32 protein-coding genes and 1 other RNA gene are annotated in these 21,427 nt (G+C 63.1%); 25 read left to right on the forward strand and 8 right to left on the reverse strand.

From position 1 onward, the window contains the following. The 8 genes from JHD73_RS18450 to JHD73_RS18485 all read right to left on the reverse strand — a co-directional run. The coding region (locus JHD73_RS18450; RefSeq protein ID WP_199031703.1) for a hypothetical protein at positions 1–1,094 on the reverse strand (1,094 nt) is incomplete at its 3' end. Then, entirely contained in the window at positions 1,081–1,581 is a 501-nt protein-coding gene (locus JHD73_RS18455) for a DUF1804 family protein (RefSeq protein ID WP_199031704.1), read from the reverse strand. The genes JHD73_RS18450 and JHD73_RS18455, both read right to left, overlap by 14 nt. Before the next feature lie 3 nt (positions 1,582–1,584). Further along, positions 1,585–1,959 (reverse strand): hypothetical protein, encoded by a 375-nt coding sequence (locus JHD73_RS18460; protein WP_199031705.1) that lies wholly within the window; start codon positions 1,957–1,959, stop codon positions 1,585–1,587. Beyond that, entirely contained in the window at positions 1,956–2,453 is a 498-nt protein-coding gene (locus tag JHD73_RS18465) for a hypothetical protein (protein WP_199031706.1), read from the reverse strand. Before JHD73_RS18465 ends, JHD73_RS18460 begins: the two co-directional genes overlap by 4 nt. Beyond that, positions 2,450–3,082: a lytic transglycosylase domain-containing protein gene (locus tag JHD73_RS18470; protein WP_199031707.1), complete on the reverse strand. Its 633-nt coding sequence runs from the start codon at positions 3,080–3,082 to the stop codon at positions 2,450–2,452. The genes JHD73_RS18465 and JHD73_RS18470 overlap by 4 nt, the downstream gene beginning before the upstream one ends. A gap of 2 nt (positions 3,083–3,084) precedes the next feature. Further along, entirely contained in the window at positions 3,085–3,420 is a 336-nt protein-coding gene (locus JHD73_RS18475; RefSeq protein WP_199031708.1) for a putative holin, read from the reverse strand. A gap of 104 nt (positions 3,421–3,524) precedes the next feature. Beyond that, the gene (locus JHD73_RS18480) at positions 3,525–4,043 is read right to left on the reverse strand and encodes a hypothetical protein (protein ID WP_199031709.1); all 519 of its coding nucleotides are present in this window, start codon (positions 4,041–4,043) and stop codon (positions 3,525–3,527) included. Positions 4,044–4,063: 20 nt separating this feature from the next. After that, on the reverse strand, positions 4,064–4,408 hold the full coding sequence (locus tag JHD73_RS18485; protein ID WP_199031710.1) for a helix-turn-helix domain-containing protein: 345 nt from the start codon (positions 4,406–4,408) through the stop codon (positions 4,064–4,066). 85 nt (positions 4,409–4,493) lie between these two features. Between JHD73_RS18485 and JHD73_RS18490 the strand changes: the two genes are divergently transcribed. From JHD73_RS18490 to JHD73_RS18605, 25 genes are all read left to right on the forward strand, one after another. After that, entirely contained in the window at positions 4,494–4,673 is a 180-nt protein-coding gene (locus JHD73_RS18490) for a DNA-binding protein (RefSeq protein ID WP_199031711.1), read from the forward strand. Positions 4,674–4,681: 8 nt separating this feature from the next. After that, complete coding sequence (locus JHD73_RS18495) at positions 4,682–5,788, forward strand: transposase (RefSeq protein ID WP_199031712.1); 1,107 nt, start codon at positions 4,682–4,684, stop codon at positions 5,786–5,788. Positions 5,789–5,791: 3 nt separating this feature from the next. After that, positions 5,792–7,483, forward strand: coding sequence for a DDE-type integrase/transposase/recombinase (locus tag JHD73_RS18500; RefSeq protein ID WP_199031713.1), 1,692 nt, complete (start codon positions 5,792–5,794; stop codon positions 7,481–7,483). Positions 7,484–7,495: 12 nt separating this feature from the next. Then, positions 7,496–8,446 carry an AAA family ATPase gene (locus JHD73_RS18505; protein ID WP_199031714.1) on the forward strand — a complete coding sequence of 317 codons (951 nt, stop codon included), beginning with the start codon at positions 7,496–7,498 and terminating at the stop codon, positions 8,444–8,446. A 208-nt stretch (positions 8,447–8,654) separates the two neighbouring features. After that, positions 8,655–8,960, forward strand: a complete 306-nt coding sequence (locus JHD73_RS18510; RefSeq protein ID WP_199031715.1) for a hypothetical protein — start codon at positions 8,655–8,657, stop codon at positions 8,958–8,960. Further along, on the forward strand, positions 8,947–9,540 hold the full coding sequence (locus JHD73_RS18515) for a hypothetical protein (protein WP_199031716.1): 594 nt from the start codon (positions 8,947–8,949) through the stop codon (positions 9,538–9,540). Before JHD73_RS18510 ends, JHD73_RS18515 begins: the two co-directional genes overlap by 14 nt. Continuing rightward, a complete protein-coding gene (locus JHD73_RS18520; protein ID WP_199031717.1) occupies positions 9,537–10,163 on the forward strand; it encodes a DUF3164 family protein in 627 nt (208 codons plus the stop codon). Before JHD73_RS18515 ends, JHD73_RS18520 begins: the two co-directional genes overlap by 4 nt. Before the next feature lie 71 nt (positions 10,164–10,234). Beyond that, positions 10,235–10,510, forward strand: coding sequence for an HU family DNA-binding protein (locus tag JHD73_RS18525; RefSeq protein WP_199031718.1), 276 nt, complete (start codon positions 10,235–10,237; stop codon positions 10,508–10,510). A gap of 9 nt (positions 10,511–10,519) precedes the next feature. Next, an RNA gene (locus JHD73_RS18530) (hammerhead ribozyme type II) lies at positions 10,520–10,586 on the forward strand. Between the two features lie 6 nt (positions 10,587–10,592). Further along, the gene (locus JHD73_RS18535) at positions 10,593–10,877 is read left to right on the forward strand and encodes a host nuclease inhibitor protein (protein WP_199031719.1); all 285 of its coding nucleotides are present in this window, start codon (positions 10,593–10,595) and stop codon (positions 10,875–10,877) included. A gap of 17 nt (positions 10,878–10,894) precedes the next feature. Further along, positions 10,895–11,230, forward strand: a complete 336-nt coding sequence (locus JHD73_RS18540) for a hypothetical protein (protein WP_199031720.1) — start codon at positions 10,895–10,897, stop codon at positions 11,228–11,230. Between the two features lie 2 nt (positions 11,231–11,232). Continuing rightward, a complete protein-coding gene (locus JHD73_RS18545; protein WP_199031721.1) occupies positions 11,233–11,691 on the forward strand; it encodes a phage protein GemA/Gp16 family protein in 459 nt (152 codons plus the stop codon). Between the two features lie 3 nt (positions 11,692–11,694). Continuing rightward, positions 11,695–12,162, forward strand: a complete 468-nt coding sequence (locus JHD73_RS18550; RefSeq protein ID WP_233177049.1) for a DNA-binding protein — start codon at positions 11,695–11,697, stop codon at positions 12,160–12,162. 233 nt (positions 12,163–12,395) lie between these two features. Continuing rightward, a complete protein-coding gene (locus JHD73_RS18555) occupies positions 12,396–13,388 on the forward strand; it encodes a phage protease (protein ID WP_199031722.1) in 993 nt (330 codons plus the stop codon). Between the two features lie 58 nt (positions 13,389–13,446). Then, positions 13,447–14,349 carry a Mu-like prophage major head subunit gpT family protein gene (locus JHD73_RS18560; RefSeq protein ID WP_199031723.1) on the forward strand — a complete coding sequence of 301 codons (903 nt, stop codon included), beginning with the start codon at positions 13,447–13,449 and terminating at the stop codon, positions 14,347–14,349. A gap of 91 nt (positions 14,350–14,440) precedes the next feature. Next, positions 14,441–14,695 carry a hypothetical protein gene (locus tag JHD73_RS18565; protein ID WP_199031724.1) on the forward strand — a complete coding sequence of 85 codons (255 nt, stop codon included), beginning with the start codon at positions 14,441–14,443 and terminating at the stop codon, positions 14,693–14,695. After that, positions 14,695–15,189 carry a phage protein Gp36 family protein gene (locus tag JHD73_RS18570; protein WP_199031725.1) on the forward strand — a complete coding sequence of 165 codons (495 nt, stop codon included), beginning with the start codon at positions 14,695–14,697 and terminating at the stop codon, positions 15,187–15,189. Before JHD73_RS18565 ends, JHD73_RS18570 begins: the two co-directional genes overlap by 1 nt. A 26-nt stretch (positions 15,190–15,215) precedes the next feature. Further along, positions 15,216–15,665 carry a hypothetical protein gene (locus tag JHD73_RS18575; RefSeq protein WP_368735548.1) on the forward strand — a complete coding sequence of 150 codons (450 nt, stop codon included), beginning with the start codon at positions 15,216–15,218 and terminating at the stop codon, positions 15,663–15,665. Continuing rightward, positions 15,662–17,134: a phage tail protein gene (locus tag JHD73_RS18580; protein WP_199031727.1), complete on the forward strand. Its 1,473-nt coding sequence runs from the start codon at positions 15,662–15,664 to the stop codon at positions 17,132–17,134. Before JHD73_RS18575 ends, JHD73_RS18580 begins: the two co-directional genes overlap by 4 nt. Before the next feature lie 50 nt (positions 17,135–17,184). Next, a complete protein-coding gene (locus JHD73_RS18585) occupies positions 17,185–17,547 on the forward strand; it encodes a phage tail tube protein (RefSeq protein WP_199031728.1) in 363 nt (120 codons plus the stop codon). Positions 17,548–17,556: 9 nt separating this feature from the next. Next, positions 17,557–17,910, forward strand: coding sequence for a Gp49 family protein (locus tag JHD73_RS18590; RefSeq protein ID WP_199031729.1), 354 nt, complete (start codon positions 17,557–17,559; stop codon positions 17,908–17,910). Positions 17,911–17,940: 30 nt separating this feature from the next. Next, a complete protein-coding gene (locus tag JHD73_RS18595; RefSeq protein ID WP_199031730.1) occupies positions 17,941–18,264 on the forward strand; it encodes a phage tail assembly protein in 324 nt (107 codons plus the stop codon). A 5-nt stretch (positions 18,265–18,269) separates the two neighbouring features. Then, positions 18,270–18,401: a hypothetical protein gene (locus JHD73_RS29535; protein WP_269848293.1), complete on the forward strand. Its 132-nt coding sequence runs from the start codon at positions 18,270–18,272 to the stop codon at positions 18,399–18,401. Positions 18,402–18,493: 92 nt separating this feature from the next. Next, positions 18,494–20,632: a phage tail tape measure protein gene (locus tag JHD73_RS18600; protein ID WP_199031731.1), complete on the forward strand. Its 2,139-nt coding sequence runs from the start codon at positions 18,494–18,496 to the stop codon at positions 20,630–20,632. Further along, the coding region (locus tag JHD73_RS18605) for a DNA circularization N-terminal domain-containing protein (RefSeq protein ID WP_199031732.1) at positions 20,632–21,427 on the forward strand (796 nt) is incomplete at its 3' end. The genes JHD73_RS18600 and JHD73_RS18605, both read left to right, overlap by 1 nt.

A 21,427-nucleotide genomic window follows, 5' to 3' on the forward strand; every position in this document is an offset into this window, starting at 1 on the left:
GTCTTGAACGGAGCCGTGTCGTCGTTTCCGGCCTCGTTCTGCTGTTCCTGGTTGAAGGCATCGTGGTCGGTCGCACGCATGCACATCAGTCGATACAACGGACGTACCTCCGGCCACGAAACCACCGCGCCGGCATCCATATCGGTCTTGTTGGCCAGATAGAACGCCAGTGCTTCGGCTTCTGCTGCCTCTTTCGCGCCGTCATCATCGCCGCCGCTCGTGTAGATGCCTTCCCACTTGTCCCACAGAGCCATGCGATCAGGCCATTGCATGATCGACTTGAAAATGCGACGGCGCCAACCCGGCTTGCGTGACACACGGTTGATGGCCGCGTCGTAGTGGAGGCTTGTGCCAGGCCAAAACACATCCATGCCGCCGCCAGGGCCAGCAAGGCCCAAAACAGCCTTCAGCACGAACGATTCCACTTTGTCGCGCTGCGCCTTGTCCCGCACGTTGTCATCGTTCTCAAGGTCATCAAGAAAGATGAGGTCAGGACGATGCGGACCGTGCTTCATGCCGCGAATCTTCTTGCCTGTACCGCCGATGCGCACCTTACGGTTGTTCGCCGTGATGATGGTCGTCGCTTGCCACACGCGACCACGCCCACATGCCTCCGGGAAGTCCATTGCCAAGCGTGGATTGCTGTCCAACTCGGCCTTGATCGACTCCAGCATCTCGGCTGCCTGTTCCTCCGTGTTCATGATGATGCCGATCATGTGCTTGCGACCGGTCACGATGCACCACAGGCTGCCTAGCTGCGTCTCGTAGGTGGATTTGGCCTCGCCACGCGGGGCTTGATGCACTTCACGTCCATCTGTCGGGCCGTCGATGACTTCCGGCAGGCGCTTGAAGATGAATTGCTGGAAGAGCGAGAAATACGGCGTTGGCACGTAGTGCGGAAAGTACGTGCGGCAGAAGAACTCGTAGTCGTTCCAAGCGCGTTCACGGCGAGCCTTGCTGGCCTCTGGATCGGTCTCGAACGCCTCACACTCCAACTCGATGGTGTTGCGGATGTCCTCGCCCAGCTTGGCCAGCTCTTCTTCAAACTCCCGCCAGTTGCTGACCGCTTTAATCTCGCGCTCATTGCTTGCCATAGCGCTTCCCCAGCGTGGCGCCAATCTCTTCCAGATGCGGGTGCAGTGCGCGCAGTGCGTCCGGGTCTTTCAGGCGCAGATGGTCGGCAATGGTCTTGAGCGTATCCAGCGCAACAGACAGCCCCGAGAACGACGGATTCACGCGCGAGAATGCCTTGCTGAACTTCGCGTAGGCATCCGCCAGTTGAGCTAGCAACTGCGCCTTGTCGGCGGCTGGGATGGTCGAACTCTCCAGCTCGCGCGTGGTGGTGATGACCTGGCGCGCGAAGTCTTCCACCAACTGCTTGTTGAGGTCTTCCATGCCCTGATCGCTGATGCGATAGGCAGCCCGCGCGGTGTCCCAGTCGTCACCCTTCGCTTTGGCGCGCGTCTTCCACTCCCGAACGGTGTCATAGCTCACGCCGCAGGTCACTGCCGCGCCATTGAGCGGCATGCCTTCAACGTAGAGTTGGCGCACCCGGTCGCGGGTCTCTTGCGAATGGGCCATGGGTTACGACGCAGCGCGCTTAATGAGTTCTACGGCGACCGTTGCCAGTGCACCGCCGATGCCACCACCCATGGCAGACAGCTTGGCCGTCTTTTCGATCTGCCGCTTGTCCTCATTCTCCAGCGCCGTCACGCGGGTGCCCAGGCTATCGATGCGTTTGCCCACACTGGTCTCCAGTGCGTCGATACGTTTGCCAAGCGAGTCCTCAATGCGGTCCATTCGCTCACTCTGCGAGGCTTCCATGCGCCGGACATCCGCGCGGATGTCTTCAATCCGCGCGGTTAAGCCTTGGTGCATGGCCTGCACTGCGCCAGTCAGTTGGCCAATGCTGTGCATGATCTGGGCGTTTTCTGTGCCCACGCTCTTCTCGTTGCTCATTGAACTCGCCCCTCTTCAAAGTCGATCAGTGCGCCGAGTCGTGCCCGGCAGGTTTCGTATTGGCCTTTGGCGTGGTTGATCCAGCCAGCGACGTCGGTATCGGTGGCAGCGGGTCCATCCGCTGCATCAGGTGTGCCGGTGGCGGCGTGCATGTCGTCAGAAGCGGCACCGCTGCTGGTGCCGTTGAGCACGCGCACAACAGGAGCATCAAGACACTTGCGGCCAGTAGTGAGGCGAGAGAGCGCATTGGAAAGCTCCTGGGTCTGTTTGGTCAGAGAGGCTTCGGTGGTGGCCAACTTGGCCGACAGGACATTGCCGCGCTTCTGTTCGGCTTCAAGGCGCTCGCGTGCCGTCTGCTCTGCCGTGGCCAATGCCGTGGCCTGCGTGGTCTTCATGTCGGCAATCTCGGCCGTGTAGTGGTTGCGCGTGAAAGCCCACGCGCCCAAGGCGCCGCATGCGGCTGCCACGGCCAGAGCGATCAGCGTGCGGGTCATGTCGTCACCCCACGCCCCCACGCCAGATAGCGCGGCTGCAAGACGTTCAAGATGCGATGCGGATAGCCCAGGTTTTCCGGGCAGAAGCTGCGATGGCGGCGCGCTGCACCACATGCGCTATCGACTGTTGCGCGATCCAACGCGGGCCGCACGGTAGCCGCTTCCTGTTGCCAGTGGCCCAATCCGCCGTTGTATGCACGCAGCGCGGCCCACAGTCGATCAAACTCGGATACGCCGCGCACGCGTTCATACAGCCAGCGGTCATAGCCCACCAGTGCACGCATGGCCCACACAGGGTTGGCGGGCTGGCATTCATCGTTGGCAAGGCCATTCAGCGCGCACCACCATTTGGCCGTAGCGGGCATGAACTGCGCCATGCCCTGAGCACCAACACGCGAGACTGCGGCGGTGTTCCAGCCGCTTTCCTGGTGGAGCTGTGCGGCGAATGCCGCCACGGGTGCATCAAGGCCCCATGCCTCACGCGCAATGCGGGTCAGGTCAGCGCGGTAGCGCGTTGCAGCGCGCGGGATGGTGGCATCGGCGGCGAATGCATCCGCCGATGCGAACAGCAGTGCCGCCGCGAGCTGGAGCGCCGCGAACACGCTCAAGAGAATCGACTGGCGGCGCATGGTCACGCCCCCAAGCCGATGGCGAGCATTGCACCGGCCACGATGACGGCACGGCGAAGCATGGCGGCGGCAAACACCAGCTCGTAGCCGGTAACGATGGCATGGTCGGCGTCATCGCATGTCGGCCCATCCTTGCGCCAATCAGCACTGCACAGGTAGCTGGCCGGCCGGGCATAGGGGAACAGCGCGCGGTCCAGCCAGTACGCCACCACAGCGGCCATGGTGACCAGCGATAGCTTGTACAGGCTGACGGGCAGTTGCTGCGGAGACAGCAAGCCGATGATGATCGCCAACGCAATGGTGGCGATGATCCACGTGGTAAGGCGAGGGAGTTTCATGCGTAACCTCCGGGTCATTGGAATGACCAGAGGTTACGCACGCGCGCGAAGCGCGATTAGGCGTGAAACGTTTCCAGAGGGGGCGCCTCCGTTGGGGCGCTGCGTCAGCCCTTCTTGGGTTCGGAGCGGTTCAAGATCATGTTGTAGATCGTGCCGTTGTCTGTCGAGACGCAGAGCCGGCTGCCAGATGCTGGATCGTCAACGCACGACGGATTTCCCATGCTCTTCTGTGCGCCAATAATTGCCTCTTGGGCAAGGGCCAAGTGGTCGCCATAGTGGTACCCCTTCGCAACGCGGAGCAGCAATCCGCCTGCTCGCATTAGATCAGAAGGGTGCGGTAGTGCGCTCGCGTTCACCATCAGCCAAGCACCGTCAAAGCGCTTGTTTATGCCGTCAATGCTCAACAGAGTGTTGTTTGCCACGGTCTGGCATTCCAAGATCGACTTGCCCGGCTTCTTCGCAGCGTTGATCGTCCTGCATTGCGTTGTCTGCAACGCGGGAAGTAGGTCTTTCGCATGCACGTTATAGCTGTCTCTGAAGACCTCAGGCGAAACCGGCCCTTTAGCCATGGCTGGTGCGCTGGCGGCGACTGTTGCCGCAAGAATGAGCATTGTGCGATTCAATTTTTCACTCCCTCTGTAGATCAATTTTTCTTTCCCTTTACAGCGACCGAATCTGCGGCTCCGGAGGTTTGCGCGAGAAGCATGCTAACCCCCCGCTGTACCTCAGCCGGGCTGTGTCGGTAGTTCTCCAGCAGCGCAACTTCCATAGGCGTGCGCGCCGTATTAAGCGCTCGCTCCCCCGTTATCACATAAGCCACATCAACGCCCAGGATAGCGATTGCCGCTAGATAGCTGGCTTTCGGTGGCGTGCGGTCGGTTTCGTATGCGTGTTGTGTTTGCTTCGTCGTGTCGGCGGCAGAGGCAATGGCCGGCTGCGTGAGGCGCAATCGCTCGCGCTCTTCCTTCAAACGCTCTCCGATGGTCATGAAAAATTTCCCCGAACGTTATTGACTGGGAACGATTTCTTTCCCATAATGAGTCATCCTTAATCGTAACGAACGGAGCGTAGCAATGACCCCGGATCAAGTAAAGGCGCGCTTTGAGCGCGAGGGCAAGACCTTTGCCCAATGGGCCAAGGAAAAGGGTTTTGAATACCGCACGGTCATCGCGGTTATCAACGGCGTGAACAAGGGCCGTTACGGCGAGGCTCACAAGGTCGCCGTGGCGCTTGGCCTCAAGAAAGCCGCGTGAGGCCGACCATGACGAAGAAAACCAAGGTCGTCCAAGCCACCGAAGATATCGACCTGGGCATCACCGAGGGTGCCCTGGTTCAAGCCACACAGGCAAACACAACGCAGGTGCTGGACGTTGCGAACACGGCCCCGTCACAGGCTGTTGCTTTTGCACCCGTGGCCAACCTCGCCACCATCGCATCACAGTTCAACGTGACCACTGATGACTTGGGCGAGCTGGCACGAATCGGTGCCGACTCAATCGGCCGGGCAATGTTTGAAATTACCCGCGCCGGAATGGCATTTCTCCGTGCCCAAGAGCTACTGTCCCTAGGCAACTTTGGCAACGATGGCAACGTATCCGAACGTTCGGATACGGCAGGCTTCTATGCCTGGATCAACGAAAACGGCCTTGCGCCCCAGCGCGTTTACGAAGCCATGCGCATGGCGAAGTTCGTTGCCCAGTTGCCCCAAGATCAACGGGAAGACGTGCTGGCGCTCGGCAAGGTCAAGGTGATGCTCCTGGCGTCGCTGCCGCAGGAAGTCATCGACCAAGCCGCCGAATCCGGCAACGACATCATTGGCAAGGCCGATCTGATGACGGTGGCCGAACTCAAGGAAGAGATTCGCGCGCTGAAGCGCCGCGAGAAGAACTACGAAGCCGAGCTGGAGCGCGCCCACTCGCAAGTCAAGCGCCTGTCCCAAGTCAACCGCACTACCGAATTCCTCCTGCGCACCGAGGAAATCCGCGAAGAGTGCATGGCCCTTCAACTCGGCGTTGAACTCAACGTGAACAGCCTGCGAAAGCTGTTTGAAGAGGTCAATGGCGAAGAGTCGCCCGAATGGCGCCTCCAGATGGAACAGATTTGGGTGACGGCGCACGCCATGGCTTCGCGTGGCCTGGACCTGATTGACCACATGGCCAGCCTCGTGCGCGAAGACGACATGCCCGAGCGCATCCAAGGCACCCACATCCTCAGCCCCAACGAGGCCCGTCAATGGCTGATCGACTACCCGATGATCGAAAACCGTCACGCCGCCGAGGCCGCAAACCGGCAAGAGAAGCGTGACGCCGCCAAGCCGCGCGGCGCTGGCCGTCCGAAGGGTTCCACCAACAAGGCCAAGGGGGAATAAGCCATGGCACGGGCACAACTGGTTCAGCGCGTGGACGCAGGCAGCGCAGGTGGCGCGGTAGCGGTCATGCCCACGGCAAAGGTGCTGGCACTGCGCGCCCGCGACCCGTGGCGCGAGGCGACCGACCGCGCCCGGCAAGTAGCAACGTGGCGTGAGACGGTGGTGGCGTATGTGCGCGCCATGGTGGAAGACGGCGTGACGCAGAACAACGCGGTGGCGTTGCTGCTGGAGCGCGGCGAGGCGGGCAACCTGCCTAATCACTTCGCCATGGCGCTGGCAGGCGCGGCCAAAGCCGGCCGCAAGACGCCCTCGCGCTCCGCCATCTGCGAGTGGTGCGCCCAGTACCGCGAAGGCGGCGTGACTGCGCTGCTACCGGACCACAAGGGCCGCGTGGTGGAGGCCGCTGGCTGGTGGGGGCCTGCGCTGGAGTACTTCAACGCGCCCGGCAAGCCCGACATGTCCGCCGTCCACCGCCGCCTGGCGGAAGTCGATGGCTTCGCGGTCAGCTACGACCAAGTTCGCAACTATCTATCGGGAGTTCCCGCAATGCTCGGACGCAATAGCCCCGCGCGCATCGGCCGCAACCTCTACCGCCTGACCGAGAAGGCATACATCCGCCGCTCAACCGAAAACGCACTGCCGGGCGACGTGTACGTGGCTGACGGCTACCGCGCTGACGTGTACCTGGCACACCCCGTCACCGGTGACATCTGGCGCCCGGAGCTGACCGTGGCGATTGACATGCGCAGTCGCTACCCGGTGGGCTGGCGGGCCGACGAGCACGAAGGCACGTATGCCGTGCAGAACATGTGGGCCGAGTGCTTCGCGCGCTGGAACCACGTGCCGCCGATGCTCTACATCGACAACGGCTCGGGCTACAAGAACAAGCTGATGAGCGATGAGATGACCGGCTTCTACGCCCGCGCGGGCGTGCAGCAAATCATCCATGCCATCCCTGGCAATCCGCACGGCAAGGGCTGGGTAGAGCGCTTCTTCCGCATCGTCAAAGACGACTTCCTGAAGCTCTGGCAACCAGCCTTCTACTGCGGCGAAGACATGGCGCCCGAAGTGCTGAACCACACCGTGCGCGAGGTCAAAGCCGGTCGGATGACGTTGCCCACCCTGGCCCAGTTCGCCGACGCATTCAACGCTTGGCTGGACCGCTACGCCAACCGGCCACACCCGGAAGACCAGAGCACCACGCGCGCCGCGATCTGGTCGCAACTGGCACCGCTCCCGCCGCACGCCAACGTGACGGAGCTGAAGCGCCAGGCAGTCGTGCTGACCGTGCATCGCGCCGCCGTCAAGCACGGCAAGCGCTCCTATGGGCACGCCGAGCTGCATGCCTTCAACGGCCAGAAGGTGGTCATGGAATACGACCTGATGGATGACCGCGTGGCCGTCATGCGTACACAGGAAGGCCGCTGGATTTGCGACGCGCATCTGGTGCGCACCATTGACGCCATCGCGCCCAACCGCCTGGAAGAAAAGCGCCAGGCGCGCGCCGCAGATGCCATCAAGCGCCTGCAACAGAAGATGGACGAACAGAAGGCCCGCGCGGGCATCGTGCTCGACGCCGACAGCGTGGCCGATGGCGTGCTGCCCGCCATCGAAGTGGAAGCCCGCCTGGTGGACGACACCGACGATGCGCCGCTGCTGCTCGACCTGACGATGCTCGAAGACAACGACAAATAACCGGAGAACACCATGGACAAGCAAACGACCCAGTGGCCCGCCCACTACTCCGCCGCTGACGTGGCACTCATCGGCCGCATTGGCCCGTGGATGGAAGAGCGTGGCTACACCCAAGCCGCACTGGCCCGGCTGGCGCGCATCAGCGCGAGCAGCTTGAACCAGATTCTCAAGGGCAGCTATGCCACCAACCCCGGCAAGCTGCTGGCATCGGTGGAATCAGCCATGCGTCATGCCGAGGAAACAAAAGCCGATGTGGTGCCTGCGGTCGAAACCAGTGTGTACAAGCTGGCGCATGCCGCTTGCGGTATGGCCCGGCGCTACCGCAACTTCGCCGTGTTCACCGCCTACGTTGGCACCGGCAAGACCTTTGCGCTCAAGCGGTACGTGGCCACGCACCCGAATACGCACCTCATTGAGGCCACGCCGACCATGACGCCTCAGAGCCTTGTGCGCCTGCTGGCCCGCGTAGTGACCGGCTACGACGGCAAGGGCAGCATTGACGACAAGTTCCGCTCGGTGGTCACAGCGCTGAAGAACACCGACAGCCTGCTCATCGTGGATGAAGCCGAAACGCTCACGCCGCACCAGCTCCACACGCTGCGCCGCCTGCGTGACTTGGCCAACATCGGCATCGTGCTCGTCGGCACCGAACACCTCACTGGCCTCATCAAGCCGCTGCATGGCCAGTTCGACCAAATCCGCTCGCGCACGGGCTTCTGGCCCGAGACGGTGCGCGCCATCAACCTGGAAGACGCCGCCGCCCTGGTGCAAGCCGGCTTCGGCACCGAAGACGTGCCCGAAGAGGTGGTGGAGCGCCTTTACCAGTACTGCAAGGGCAGCGCGCGGATGCTGGTGGAGGGCCTGGTGGCGGGCATCAAGGAATTCCGCCGTGGCCGCGCGCTGGACGTGAAGCTGGTGGATGCCGTGGCCAAGCAGGCGCTGTGCCTGCAATCGCTGGCGTGAGGCGCGACATGACAACCCACCAAGAACGTCAGCCCATCGTCGTGGAGCAAAAGCGACGCCGAACCCGGGTAACTGCTAGTGGCGCGGCTGCTGTGCGCATTCTCGATGCCCTTGCTGAGGGTGCGCCGTCCTTTGAGGCCGCAGCGTTCCGGGCCTGGATTGAAGCCGATTTCCCAATTCCTGATGCATTGAAAGCGAGGGCTACGACATGAACCGGTTTGCAGACATCACCCAAGGGCCAGTTGCGGCCGAGCTGATGGCGGGTATCCGCCGCGTCCGGGCCGAATGGCAACGCTTGCGCCTGCGCGTCGGCGTACAGCGCCAGCTCTGCCTGCTCGACCGCGAAGAGTTTCGCGCCGTGCGCGATGTGGAGTGGCAGATGGAAGAGCTGGCACGCTCAGAAGCCAACCTGGCGCGCCTTCAGGCCATGTACGCCGGGCGCCGCCGCGTGCTGTACCGCCGCCTGCGCGAGACGAATCCGGAGTTCGTGGAGGGTGGCAATGCCGCTGCCTGAAGTGTGCTGCCCAAACTGCCGCGTGCGGATGAGCCTGGACGTGCTGCTGGCCGATGACGGCGTGCGCGAAATGCTGCTGGCGCTGGTGGATGTGCACCCGGCCGGTGACACCTTCGTCAAGCCGCTGCTGCGCTACATCGGACTGTTCGGCCCGAAGAAAACGCAGCTCTCCAGCGGGCGCATGGCCAACCTCATACGCGAGCTGGAACCGGAGCTGCGTGCGGCCCAGGTCAAGCGCGACGGCACCGTGTACGCGGCGCCGATGGAGCTGTGGGCTTCGGCCTTCAGCTACGCCGTGGACCAAGCCAACCTGGGCCGCCTAGAGCTGCCGCTGAAGTCTCACGGCTGGCTGCGCTCCGTCATCGCTGGCCAGGCTGCCCGCGCGGCAGGCCAAGCCGAGGCGGGCCAGGAAGCGCAGCGGCGTGGCATTGCCGGCACCGGCACCCCGGAGGCTCGCCGCCAATCCACAACCACCACCGTAGGCCCGGTAGCCGTGAGCGCACCGCTACCGCCGAAAACCGAGATGCCCGGCCACGTGCGCGACGCAATCACCAACCTGAAGAAAGGACGCCAATCATGACCACACAGCAACCCGCAGCCATTCCGGCCGGCTACCGCGCCAACGCGCGCGGCCACCTGGTGCCCGAATCGACCATCCACCCTATCGACCTCCAGCGCGACGAGCTGGTGCGCGAGCTGGTGGCCAAAGCCAAGGCGCTACAAGCCGCTATGGCCGAGTTCAAGCGCCAAGCCTTCAATGACACAGACGCCTTTGTATCGCTGTCGGCCGAGCGCTACGAAGTCAAGCTGGGCGGCGCAAAGGGCAACGTCACCTTGAGCACGTTCGACGGTCGCCAGCAGGTAGTTGTGTCCCAGGCCGAGAACATCGCTTTCGATGAACGCCTGCAAGCCGCCAAGGTGCTCATCGACGAGTGCATCAAGGAATGGGCCAAGGGCAGCGACCCGAAGATTCAAGTGCTGGTGCAGCAAGCCTTCGAGACGGACAAGGAAGGAAAGATCAACACCGGCCGCGTGCTCGCCCTGCGCCGCCTGGCCATCAGCGACGACAAGTGGACCCGCGCCATGCAGGCCATCAGCGAATCGGTTGATGTGGTGGGCACCACGGCCTACATCCGCTTCTACGAGCGTGCCGAGGGCGCCAAGAAGCCCACCGCCGTCACCCTGGACTTTGCCGCACTGTAACGCTCAAGCCGTTCGATTTCAGTAACGCCCGCCGCGAGCGCTTCGCGGCAAACCTTAGGAGAACCTTTGTAATGACCAAGCAAGAACTCATCAAGCATCTCGCAGACAAGGCCGAAGTGACCAAGGGCAAGGCCGAAGACCTGCTCAACGCCCTGACCGAAACCATTCTTGACACCGTGCGGGCCGGCAACGAGCTGACGATTACCGACCTGGGCAAGTTCGGCTCCGTGGAACGCGCAGCCAAGACCGGCCGCAACCCGAAGACGGGCGAAGCCATCGCCATTGCCGCCAAGCGGGCGCCAAAGTTCTCGGCAGCTAAGGCGCTGAAGGATGCAGCGGCCGCCTAACTAGCCCACCCGCGAAACGCCCGCGCAAGCGGGTGTCTGCCTGGCGTGGTGGCCGGGTACTGATGAGCAGCCGGAGGGAGTGATGAAGATTTACGCCTATTGCTGGAAAAGCAGCTTGATCGAGTTCGCTGATGTAGTGCCGGACGGCGCGATTGCCTTTGCGCAGGGGCCGCGCGAGGCGGTGGTGGACCTGATTAGCGTGGCTGCGCGGCACAGCCGGAAGAGCGAGAAGTTGCTTGTGCCAGGCGTGCCCGAGGCGCCGGAAACACCGGACGACTCTGCGAAGGGCGACGCGCTGGCCCGCTGGATTAACTGGCTTGCCAGCCGCAAGGGAACGGGCGTGCGCATCCTGGGCGCGGGGGCTTGACTATGAGCGGGGGAAGCTTGAACTACGTGTACGCCCGTGTAGAGGATGCCGCAGACACGCTTCGCATCTGCGCGCGAACGCCTCTGCATCGTGCGTTTGCGACGCATTTGCAGCGTGTCGCCAGCGCGTTGCGCGACCTGGAGTGGGTGCTGTCCGGTGACTCGGCCACAGGCAGCGAAGAAATCGCAGTCAAAGCATGCCTGGAGCCTCATGCGGTGCTTGAGCAGTTGCTGGGCGAGGCGCGCGCCATCAAGTGTGCTCTTGAGGAAGAAATCGGCACTCTGGAGCGCAGTACCACCCTCCGTGGTGGGGTTGGCACCGGCGCGGACGTGCCCCACATGCCGGAGGCATGAACATGTCCACTTCCCTCATCAAGCACTATCGCCAGCTTGTCGGCATCGCCAAAGGCTGGGCCACGGCCAACCTGCCGGGCTGGTCGGATGACACCCACCGCGATCTGCTGGCCCGTCACGGCGCAGCCGTGGTTGACGGCCGCGTGTCCGCCAGCACTCTGAACCTTGCGCAGCTCGGGGCAGTCCTGGACGATTACGAGCGCCGGGGCTGGTCGCGCCATCGCCGTGTCTTCCACAAGGCCGCAGGCAAGGCAGCCGAAGTGCCGCCGCGCATTGCGCACCTAGTGCGCCTGTGGGGCAAGCTCGGCCAGGCCGGCAAGGTGGACAAGGCAACGCGCCCGGCGCTGCTGGCGTTCTGCGCCCGCCAGGTGGGGCGCCAGGTGCCCGATCTGGACAGCCTTGCCGTCAAGGAATGCCAAACGGTTGCTGAAGCCCTCAAGGGCTGGCTCGCGCGCGGGTAACCCATGCCGAACTCGCTTCCGTGCTTTCGTCATCCTCCTGTGCCGGCCGCGTCAGTCGATACCGAACGCGCGGACAACGCCTATCCGGCCGTGGATGAAGAGCTGCTGAAGACGCTGCCGGCTGTGCTGCGCGCTGTCGTGCGCGCATTGGGCTTCGGCCGTGCACGTAATTGGCTGACGCATCACGGCGGGGTCAACGTCAGCATCCCTCTCTATCGCACCCAAGCGCTCGGCCTGGAGCCGGACGAGCTGGCGCGCTTGCGCTCCACGCTCGCGCCGCACCTGGATTCAGACGGCCGCTGCTGGCTGCCCAAGGCCGACAAGCTGTTTATCCGCGTGCGTGACGCGCAGATTCGCAGGGATCGCGGACAGGCAAGCATCAACACACTGGCCCGCCGCCATCACCTATCGTCCCGCCAGATTCTCAACATCTGCCGCGAAGACGACGACCGCCAGCTAGACCTCTTCTGACGGCACCCGGCGCCCCTCACGGTGGCGCCGCTTTGCGGATGCCTCCATTCGCGTTTGAAAGGCGTTTAAAAACGCGTTTCAGCCCCAGGCCCCTGCCACGGGACTGGGACCAAGCCGAACGCCTCTGAGCGCGTTTAAACGCGTCGCCTCTCTTGGCTGGTGCGAAACGTTTCCCGCGCTGACCCAAACACCCCCCACGGCAAGAATGCTCCTCATCGACAAGGAGCAACGCCGTGACGCAGAAAACCACCATCCAATCCGCAGTTGCCGTACTGGCCTTCGAGCTGGTGGCTGCGCCTGATGGTGCCGCGCCGACCGAAGCGCATCTGCTTCCGCCCGGCCCGTTCAAGGCCACAGATGGTCGACCGTTCGATTGCCCTGCATGGCAGCTCGACGCCGCCATCGCTGCCCGCGTCATTGCTGTTGCCGCGCGCCAGCAGAACGACATCCTCATCGACTACGACCACCAGAGCATTTACAAGGAAGTGAATGGCCAGCGCGCCGATGCGGCTGGCTGGATTCCTCGCACGCTCGAATGGCGCGAAGGCAAAGGGCTCTACGCCACCAACATCGCTTGGGTGGATGACGCCGCCCAACTCATCGCGCAGAAGAAGTACCGCTACATCAGCGCCGTCTTCTTCTACAGCCCCGTCACCGGTGAAGTGCTCGAAATCCTTTCGGTCGCACTCACCAACACACCCGCCCTGGATGGGCTAGAAGCCGTGGCCGCTCTGGCCCGCAAGCAATTCAACTTTCGAGAAGGGGAGTTCGACATGTCGCAGCAAGAAATCGCCGCGCTCACGACCGAGCGTGACGGCCTGAAATCGCAGCTCGCAGCGCTGACCAAAGACCGCGATGGCCTGGCCCAACAAGTCGTTGCCTTGACGCAGGACCGCGATGCGCTCAAGGCCAGGGTGGACGGCATCGAGAAAGAAAAAGCCGAAGCCGCCCTGGCCGCCGAGCGCAAGCAACACGGCGATCTGCTGCAAGCCGCGTTGACCGATGGACGCCTGACCCCGGCGCAGAAGCCGTGGGCGGAAAAGCAATCGCTGGCCGCGCTGACCGAATACCTGGACGCGAGCAAGCCGCTGGCTCTCTTGGACAAGCAAACGGAAGGCAGTGGCGACGGCAAACATAGCCTGACCAAGGATGAGCTGGCCATGTGCACCCGCATGGGTGTGACGCCCGAACAGTACATCGCCGCCAAGGGTCCGAAGACGGCCTAACTGGCGTTGCGGCCCAAGACGAAGGAATCACCCCGAAACAACCCAACAGGAGAAAACGATGGGTGCACTCACACAAGCGCAGTTGGACGCGCTGAAGACGACGCTGATTGCCCGCTGGAACGCCGGCCTGGTGCTCACGGCGGACGACTGGAAGAAAGTCGCCAAGCCGGTGACAAGCAACAGCAAGTCGAACACATATGAGTGGCTGAGCCAATTCCCGGCCTTCCGTGAATGGATCGGTGCACGCATGCACAAGAAGTTCAAGGAAAACGGCTACAACGTCCCGAACCGGAAATTCGAATGCACGGTGGATGTGGAGCGCACCGACATCGAGGACGATCAAGTCGGCCAGTACGGCACGATTGCCGAGTCGGCCGGTCAGTCAGCTTCCGATCTGAAGAACGATCTGGTGTTCCAAGCGCTGGCGGCTGGCTTCACCTCGCCTTGCTATGACGGCCAGTATTTCTTCGACACCGACCATCCGGTGTATGCGAACGAAGACGGCTCGGGCGCAGCCACCAGCGTGAGCAATATGCAGGACGGCGCCGGTGCGCCGTGGGTGCTGCTGTGCACGAAGCGCGCACCGTCGCCCATCTATCTGCAAGAGCGCACGCCCGCGCAGTTCGACAGCATCACCTCCACGCAGCACCCCAACGTGTTCGACCTGGACGTGTACAGCTTCGGTGGCCGTTGGCGTGGCGAGGCGGCTTACGGCTTCTGGCAGTGCGCGTTCGGCTCCAAGGCCCCGCTCAACGCCGACAACTTCAACGCGGCTTACACGGCCATGATGAAGTTCAAGGGCGATGGTGGTCGCAAGCTCGGCATCGTGCCCGACCTGCTGGTTTGCGGCCCGGACAACCAAGCTGCGGCCGAAGCCCTGCTGAAGGCCGTGCAGAACGCCAACGGCGCCACCAACACCAACTACAACAAGGTGGGGCTGATCGTTACGCCCTTCATGTAACCAACTCATACCCCCGTAGCGAGAGCAGGAGCGCCCCCGGCGGGAGTTGTCCCGCCGGGTTGTGAGCAGAGGCAGATTTCGGAGATTCAACGTGAAGACACTGTACGTACGCACGCAGCCCAAGCAACGCATTGAGCGTTTCTTCCGCTGCGGCTTCGCTTTCGGCCAAGCCTGGCAGAAGGTGGAAGTGGACGAAGCCACGGCCACGCGCCTGGAAGAAGAGCAGATGCTGGACGTGACGGACACGCGCCCGGACGACATGCCCGAGGACGCAGAAGACACGGCCGAGCAGTCGCAAGACGACGGCGCGAAGTCCAAGCCCGCCACCAAGAAGGCAGGCAAGTAATGGGCTTCGCCTCCCGCTCTGACCTGCTGGCGCGCAGCAACGCCCGGCGCCTGGCGCAGTTGGCGGTGCCCGCCGACTTCGACATGGTGCCGGAAGAGGCGCTGCGCACAGCCATTGAGGGAGGCGACCTAGGCGACCTCACGCCGCGCGAGCAAGAGGCCGTCACGCTCGCCCTGGATGCCATCGACCGTGCACTGGCAGACGCCGATGCGCTGCTGCTGTCGTACAGCATCCCTGAGGCGGTGCGCACTACGCTGCTGGCCCGGCTGGCGTCCACTGTGGCGCTGTACTACCTGCAAGGCGCGGAGGCCATGACGGACGATGTGCGCCGCGCCTATGAGGGCGTCATCGACACGCTCAAGGCGCATGCGCGCGGCGATATCAGTCTGGTGCCACCCGCGCCCGATGACCCGGTGCCTTCCGATGACTTGGCCATCATTGAAAGCGCGCCGCGCCGCTTTGGCCGCACCTACATTGATGAGGTCGGGCTGTGATTTCGCTGACGCCCTTGATTGAACACGTGAAGCCGAAGCCTGCCGAGTTCGCAGGCATTTGGTTTCGGCAGGTGGCTGGCGCCGCCGAGTTCGCCCAGGTTCGCCCTGAAGCGTTGCCGCTGCCGGCCGCATGGATCGTGCGCGCAGCAGACAAGGTGCAGCACGCAGGCGAGCGGGCCGAGAACGTGACGCTGGCGTTCGATGTGGTGATAGCCATCGAGAACCGCCGCACACACAAGCAAGGCGATACGGACGATGAGCTGCTGAAGTACCGCATTGCCGTGAAAACGCTGTTGCTGGGCTGGCAGCTCCAGCCTGGCGTGCGCCCCATCAAATTCGTCGGTGGCCAAGTCCTGGAATACACCGACGGCGACCTGTACTGGCGCGATCGCTATGAGTTCGACGCCCTGATTACCAACTACCTACCGGACCCGCCTGCATTTGACAGGCTCAACTACACGGGAGCAAAGCTGTGACCATTACCTTCAGTGAAGTGCCGCAGGCGCTGCGCTATCCGGGCGCGTACATCGAGATTGACGGCAGCCAAGCGGGCCTGGGCGGTGATCTGCCCGTTGTGCTCCTGGTCGGTCAGAAGCTGGCCACCGGCACGGCACCGGCTGGCGAGCTGGTGCGTGTCGCCAGCGTCGCGGATGCCAAGACCAAGGCGGGCGATGGTTCGATGCTGGCGCAGATGGCCGCGCGCTATCGCATTGTCGATCAGACGTTCGACCTGTACATGCTGCCCTACGCGGACAACGCGGCCGGTGTGGCAGCTACCGGCTCCATCAACGTCACCAATGCGGCTATCAGTGACGGTACTCTTGCGCTGTACATCGCTCAACGCGCCATCACTGTGGGCGTTACTGCCGGCCAGACCGCTGCGCAGATTGCGACCGCCATCGCACAAGCCATCACGGACGCAGGCGCGGATATTCCTGTGACTGCGGTTGCGGCCGGCGCTGTGGTAACGCTCACCGCGCGCCACAAGGGCACCTGCGGCAACGCCATCGACCTGCGGCTGAATCTGTATGGCGAAGACATGCCGACAGGGCTCACGCTAGCGCTGACTGCCATGGCAGGTGGCACGGGTGACCCGCTGGCGGGCGATCTGCCAACGCTGATTGGTCAGAAGTGGTTCCGCTACGTCGTGCTGGGCATCAACGATGCCGCAACACTGGCGGCATGGCATGCGGAAAGCCAACGCCGCTACAAGGTGCCCGTGCAAGCCGGCTTCCGCGCATTCGCTGCATATCGTGGCGACTATGCAGCAGCGGCAAGCTTTGGCGAGACGAAGAACTACGAGCACATCACGGACCTGTCGCTGGGCATCAACCCGCCCACGACGTGGGAGGCTGCTGCAACGCTGGCCGCTGCCGCCGCGCCGAAGCTGTACAACAACCCGGTGATTTCGCTGGAAGGTACGCCGCTGCCTGGGCTTGTGGCCACGAGCTATCACGACTGGACGAACGGCAATAGCCTGCTGTTCAAGGGCATGAGCCTCATGGAAGTGGGCACGGATGGTGCCTGCTACATCAAGCGCCTGATTTCGATGTACCAGCATCGCTCCGATGGCAGCACGGACGACGCCTACCTGGACATCAATGTGGCCGAGGTCATGGAGCGCATCCGTTATGAGCAGCGCATAGGCGCCATCAAGAAGTTCCGGGGAACCGTTGCGGCTAAGACGGACGAAGGCTACCGGCCTGGCTTGCCCATCACCACGGAAGACGGCGTGAAAGCGTTCCTGCTGTCGCTCTACCAAAACGTGCTGATGGCGCAATACGGTTGGGTGCAGGCGTACAGCTACTACAAGAGCACGCTGGTGGTGGAGCAAGACCCGGACAACCCCAGCCGCTTCAACTTCCTGGATGACCCGGTGGTCAACTCGCCGTTCTACATCCTCGCGGGCCGCTCGCGCTTCCGCAAGGCTGTGCCGGTGGTCTGATCGACGCCCGCGCAGTCCTGGTTTTCAACGCAATTTGAAGGGAGTTCAACGTGTCCCAACTCAACAACATCCGTACCGTGTCGGTGCCGTCCATCGGCAAGCTGCCGCTGGCCGACAAGCCCGGTACGTTCACGCCCAGCGGCACGAAACGTGAGCACAAGCCCGGCCGCCTGGCGCAAGACGGAGGATTCACTGCCTCCAGCATGCCGGCCAAGCTGGAGCTGAGCCTGAACCTGACGCCGGGTCTGGACATTGATGCCATCAACGCCATCGAGAACGAAGACGTGACCGTGCGAATGGCAGATGGCAGCGTGTACCTCCTGAGCCAGGCGTTCACGTCTGAACCCGTAGCTATGGACGATGGCACAAGCAAGGTGACCATCTTGGCCAACACGTCCGAGCGGATTTCCTAAGAGCAAGCCATGGACAACATCGAGAGAGAAATTCAGGCCCTGGCCCTGACTGCGCCGCGTGTTACGCCGGCCGACATCGAAGCGAACATCGCAAGCGAGCATTACTTCACCGCCGAAGACGGCATGATGGCCGGGCGCGATGGCCGCGATCACTTTCGTGATCGTCACCCGTCCCTGCACCTGTTGACCTTCTGCGTGCTGGTACTGCGCAACGGTTTCACAGTGACCGGTGAATCGGCATGCGCCAGCCCAGAGAACTTCAACGCCGAGATCGGCCGCAAGATCGCGCGCCAGAACGCTGTGCAAAAGGTGTGGCCGCTGATGGGCTATGCCTTGCGTGAGGCGCTGCACGCAGCAGCCTGACCTTTACCAGCCACTGAAGAGACCAACGCCATGGCAAAACTACCCCTGAAGCACCCGCTACCGTTCGGCAAAACCACCATCAATCACCTGACCTTCCGCGACCATACGATTGCCGAAGACTATCTGGCATTCGACAAGCGCGGTGGCGTAGCGCAACGCATTGCGCTGATCGCAAGCCTGACGGGCACCGACGAAGAGATGGTGAAAAAGCTGCGCGGCATTGACTATCGCCGGGCCGAGAAGATGGCCGACGCCATCGTTGAGGCCGACGAAGAGGAAGCCCGGGAACCGACAGCCGAAGGCGATGAAACGCCGCCCGAGGATGAAACCACGGCCGCAGCGCGAAAAAAGTAGCGCGCGTGCTGCTCGCTGCGGCATTGGTGGCGCGCGTGCTGCACCAGCCGCTGCCCGTCGTCAGAGCCATGCCGCTGCCCGAGCTGTTCACCTGGGCCAAGATCGCAGCCGAGATGGACGGTAAGAAATTCGAGTAGCGCGCCAGAGCTGGTAGGAAACATTTCCCGGCTGCCAGTAGCGAAGTCCCCCCGATAAGCTCCAGATACCTTCCGGTACTGGAGCTTTTTTCATGTCGTCGCCCTCCGTTGATGTAGCGGTCAAAATCAAAGTCGTTGACGCGGGCGCGGAGGCCGCGATTCAGAAGACTGCCAAAGTGGCAGAACAGGCAGCAGCCAAGACGGCCACCGCCAGCGAGAAGGCTGCACAGAAAGCCGCCGAGGCAGCAGAGAAAAGTGCGGCGCGCCAACGTAGCGAATATGGGCGTCTTGCCAACGCGCGGGAAACCTTGGGTGTGCGTTCGGAGCGCGCCATTCAGCGCGAAATCCAACAAACCGAAGCGGCGTACAACCGCCTGGCGCGCTCCGGCACCATGTCGTGGCGCGAGCAAGCCGCAGCCGTCGGCCAGATGCGCCAGAAGGTCACGGAGCTGACCAACGAAATGGGGCGTCTGACGGCTGCGCAGAAAGCCGCTGCCGGCCTGAAGTTCACTGGTGCTGCCATCGCCGGCATCGGTGCTGCCGCCTATACGCTCAAGGGGCCTGCGGAACGCTCCATGAGCTATGACCGGCGCCTGGCCAACATGGCCAATACCGCCTATTCCGAACGCGACGCCGCGGGCCGTAAGATCGGTGCCAAGTCGCTGGAGGATGCTGTGAACAAGGCGCGTCGTGAAGGTGGTGGCACACGCGAGCAGGCGGCGGAAGCACTCGACACCATGATCGCGTCCGGCACCGTGTCTGATACCGATGCGATGAAGATGCTGCCGGGCATCATGAAGGCCGCCACGGCATCCGGCACCGACGCCAATGCACTGGCCACCATCGCCATCCGCGCGAAGCAGTCATTCAAGATCAGTGCGGAAGACATGCCGCAAATCCTGAGCGCTGCCATGGTGGCCGGCCAGGCGGGCGGCTTCGAGCTGCGGGATATGGCCAAGTGGCTGCCGCAGCAGATGGCAATGGCCAGCAACCTGGGCTTATCGGGCAAGGAAGGCTTTGCGAAGCTGGCCGCCTGGAATCAGGCATCGGTCATTACGGCAGGCACCCGCGACGAGGCAGGCAACAATCTGCGCGACCTGCTGAACGAGCTGAACACGCCGCACTTCCGCAAGTACATGGCGGAGCAGTACCTGGCCAACGGCCAGAAGCTGAAGCGCGGCGAGAAGGAAAAGCGCCTAAAGGGTGTTGATGACGTGTTCCTGGACTACCAGAGCCGAGGCATCGACAAGGTGGGCGCCACCATCGACATGATGCAGTCGATTTTCTCCAAAGACGCCAAGTTCCAAGAGCTGCAAGCCAAGCTGCGTGCCACTGACAAGAACGACAAGGAAGGCCAGCGGCAGATTCTGGAAGCCATGAGCGCCCAGGTGCAGGGTACGGCCGTCGGCAAGGTGTTCCACAACCAGCAGTCGCTGATGGCGTTCCTGGGCGTGATGAACAATCAGGAATACACCAAAGACGTGTTGGGAAAGGTGCGCGGCCAGTATGGCTTGGCCCCCGAGCGCGCGGAAATCGCCACGTCCTTTAAGGGCATTGCAGATACGGCCGACTTCAAGATGGAACAGGCCAAGGAAGACGCAGCCGTGGCGCAAAAGTCCGCCATGGACAACCTGACGCCCGCAATCGGCAAGGCCGCTGAAGCCTTCGGCGATCTGGCGAAGAAGCATCCGCTCCTGGTCGGCACTACCACGCTCGCGACGGTCGCTCTGGGGGCACTGGCAGGCGCTGCGGGCCTCGCTTCGGTTGCGATGGGTGGTCCTGGTGCGGCGGGCGGTGCAATCGGCCGCGCTGCCGCCTGGGCGACGGGCAGCGCCGTTGGCCGGGGCGCGATGAAGGCGGGCAAGGTCGGCGGCATCGCTGGCGTGGGTGCCCTGGTGGGTGACTATGCCCTTGAGAAAGTCTTTGGCGAAGAGTCGGCAATTTCCCGCTACGGCTCCAGTGCGCTCAATGGCGCTGCTATGGGCGCTATGGTGGGTAGCGTGGTGCCCGTCCTGGGTACAGGCATTGGTGCCGCAGTGGGTGGCGGTCTGGGCTTGGCGTGGGAAGGCCTCAAAGACCTGCTGAAGCCAGCCGAGCAGAAGCCGGTGGACGTGAACGCCCGGATGACCGTTGGCCTCGCGCCTGGCTTGGTACTGCAAGGCCAGTCCGTGCAGGCCACAGGCGGCAACGTGCAGATGAACACCGGTAACGTTTGGAACGGAGCGCCCTGATGAGCTGGGAAGACCGCTTGGTCGGCGCGAGCTTTCGCGGCGTCGATTTTCTGACTGAGAGCCACGAAGCACGCGGCGGCCGTCGCCTCGCCGTGCACGAGCTGCCCGGCGCAGAAGAGCCCGAGGTGGAAGACCTGGGCGCGAAGGCGTGGGACTGGAAGCTGAACGCCTATTTCATTGGGCCGGACTACGACCTGGAGCGCGATGCATTCCTGGACATGCTTAACCAGCCAGGCCCCGACTGGCTGACGCACCCGTGGTTGGGTGACAAGTGGGTCCGCGCACACGATTGGTCGGTTCACGAGAGCAACGACAAGGGCGGCTCTTGCACCATCACCATTGATTTCGTGCCAGGCGGAGGCACCGTCGCGGCCGGGGAAGTCGATGCGGTGGATGTGGCCTATGACAGCAACGACAAGATGGCCGATGCTGCCGTGGACGATTTCACGCTGGAGCCGATGAGCTTTGACGGCATGACGGCATTCGTTGCGGCCGTTCATCAGCGCTTGGAGATGCTGCGCCAGGTCATTTCCCTGGCCACACTACCGCTCACGTGGGCCAGCCAGGTCATGAACCTGATTGCGGGGCTCAAGGGCGATCTGGCGACGCTGATAGGCATTCCGAGCGCGTATGCCAACGCCTTGCGCAGCCTCACCAACAGCCTGGGTGGCGGCGCCGACGACACGGACTATCCGGACACATCGCGCGTGCGAGTGGTGAAGCGCATCGCATCGGTGGCCACCACGCCTGCGCCCCTGGCGCTGTCGGGCGTCGCTTCGACGGACGGCGCTGTGC

This window comes from Ralstonia sp. ASV6, from assembly GCF_016429285.1.
Lineage (GTDB): Bacteria > Pseudomonadota > Gammaproteobacteria > Burkholderiales > Burkholderiaceae > Ralstonia > Ralstonia flaminis.

Coding starts and splice junctions, on each gene's coding strand:
- JHD73_RS18455 (WP_199031704.1), bottom strand. CDS start 1,581: ATGGCCCATTCGCAAGAGACCCGCGACCGGGTGCGCCAACTCTACGTT.
- JHD73_RS18460 (WP_199031705.1), bottom strand. CDS start 1,959: ATGAGCAACGAGAAGAGCGTGGGCACAGAAAACGCCCAGATCATGCAC.
- JHD73_RS18465 (WP_199031706.1), bottom strand. CDS start 2,453: ATGACCCGCACGCTGATCGCTCTGGCCGTGGCAGCCGCATGCGGCGCC.
- JHD73_RS18470 (WP_199031707.1), bottom strand. CDS start 3,082: ATGCGCCGCCAGTCGATTCTCTTGAGCGTGTTCGCGGCGCTCCAGCTC.
- JHD73_RS18475 (WP_199031708.1), bottom strand. CDS start 3,420: ATGAAACTCCCTCGCCTTACCACGTGGATCATCGCCACCATTGCGTTG.
- JHD73_RS18485 (WP_199031710.1), bottom strand. CDS start 4,408: ATGACCATCGGAGAGCGTTTGAAGGAAGAGCGCGAGCGATTGCGCCTC.
- JHD73_RS18490 (WP_199031711.1), top strand. CDS start 4,494: ATGACCCCGGATCAAGTAAAGGCGCGCTTTGAGCGCGAGGGCAAGACC.
- JHD73_RS18495 (WP_199031712.1), top strand. CDS start 4,682: ATGACGAAGAAAACCAAGGTCGTCCAAGCCACCGAAGATATCGACCTG.
- JHD73_RS18500 (WP_199031713.1), top strand. CDS start 5,792: ATGGCACGGGCACAACTGGTTCAGCGCGTGGACGCAGGCAGCGCAGGT.
- JHD73_RS18505 (WP_199031714.1), top strand. CDS start 7,496: ATGGACAAGCAAACGACCCAGTGGCCCGCCCACTACTCCGCCGCTGAC.
- JHD73_RS18510 (WP_199031715.1), top strand. CDS start 8,655: ATGAACCGGTTTGCAGACATCACCCAAGGGCCAGTTGCGGCCGAGCTG.
- JHD73_RS18515 (WP_199031716.1), top strand. CDS start 8,947: ATGCCGCTGCCTGAAGTGTGCTGCCCAAACTGCCGCGTGCGGATGAGC.
- JHD73_RS18520 (WP_199031717.1), top strand. CDS start 9,537: ATGACCACACAGCAACCCGCAGCCATTCCGGCCGGCTACCGCGCCAAC.
- JHD73_RS18525 (WP_199031718.1), top strand. CDS start 10,235: ATGACCAAGCAAGAACTCATCAAGCATCTCGCAGACAAGGCCGAAGTG.
- JHD73_RS18535 (WP_199031719.1), top strand. CDS start 10,593: ATGAAGATTTACGCCTATTGCTGGAAAAGCAGCTTGATCGAGTTCGCT.
- JHD73_RS18545 (WP_199031721.1), top strand. CDS start 11,233: ATGTCCACTTCCCTCATCAAGCACTATCGCCAGCTTGTCGGCATCGCC.
- JHD73_RS18550 (WP_233177049.1), top strand. CDS start 11,695: ATGCCGAACTCGCTTCCGTGCTTTCGTCATCCTCCTGTGCCGGCCGCG.
- JHD73_RS18560 (WP_199031723.1), top strand. CDS start 13,447: ATGGGTGCACTCACACAAGCGCAGTTGGACGCGCTGAAGACGACGCTG.
- JHD73_RS18570 (WP_199031725.1), top strand. CDS start 14,695: ATGGGCTTCGCCTCCCGCTCTGACCTGCTGGCGCGCAGCAACGCCCGG.
- JHD73_RS18590 (WP_199031729.1), top strand. CDS start 17,557: ATGGACAACATCGAGAGAGAAATTCAGGCCCTGGCCCTGACTGCGCCG.
- JHD73_RS18595 (WP_199031730.1), top strand. CDS start 17,941: ATGGCAAAACTACCCCTGAAGCACCCGCTACCGTTCGGCAAAACCACC.
- JHD73_RS18600 (WP_199031731.1), top strand. CDS start 18,494: ATGTCGTCGCCCTCCGTTGATGTAGCGGTCAAAATCAAAGTCGTTGAC.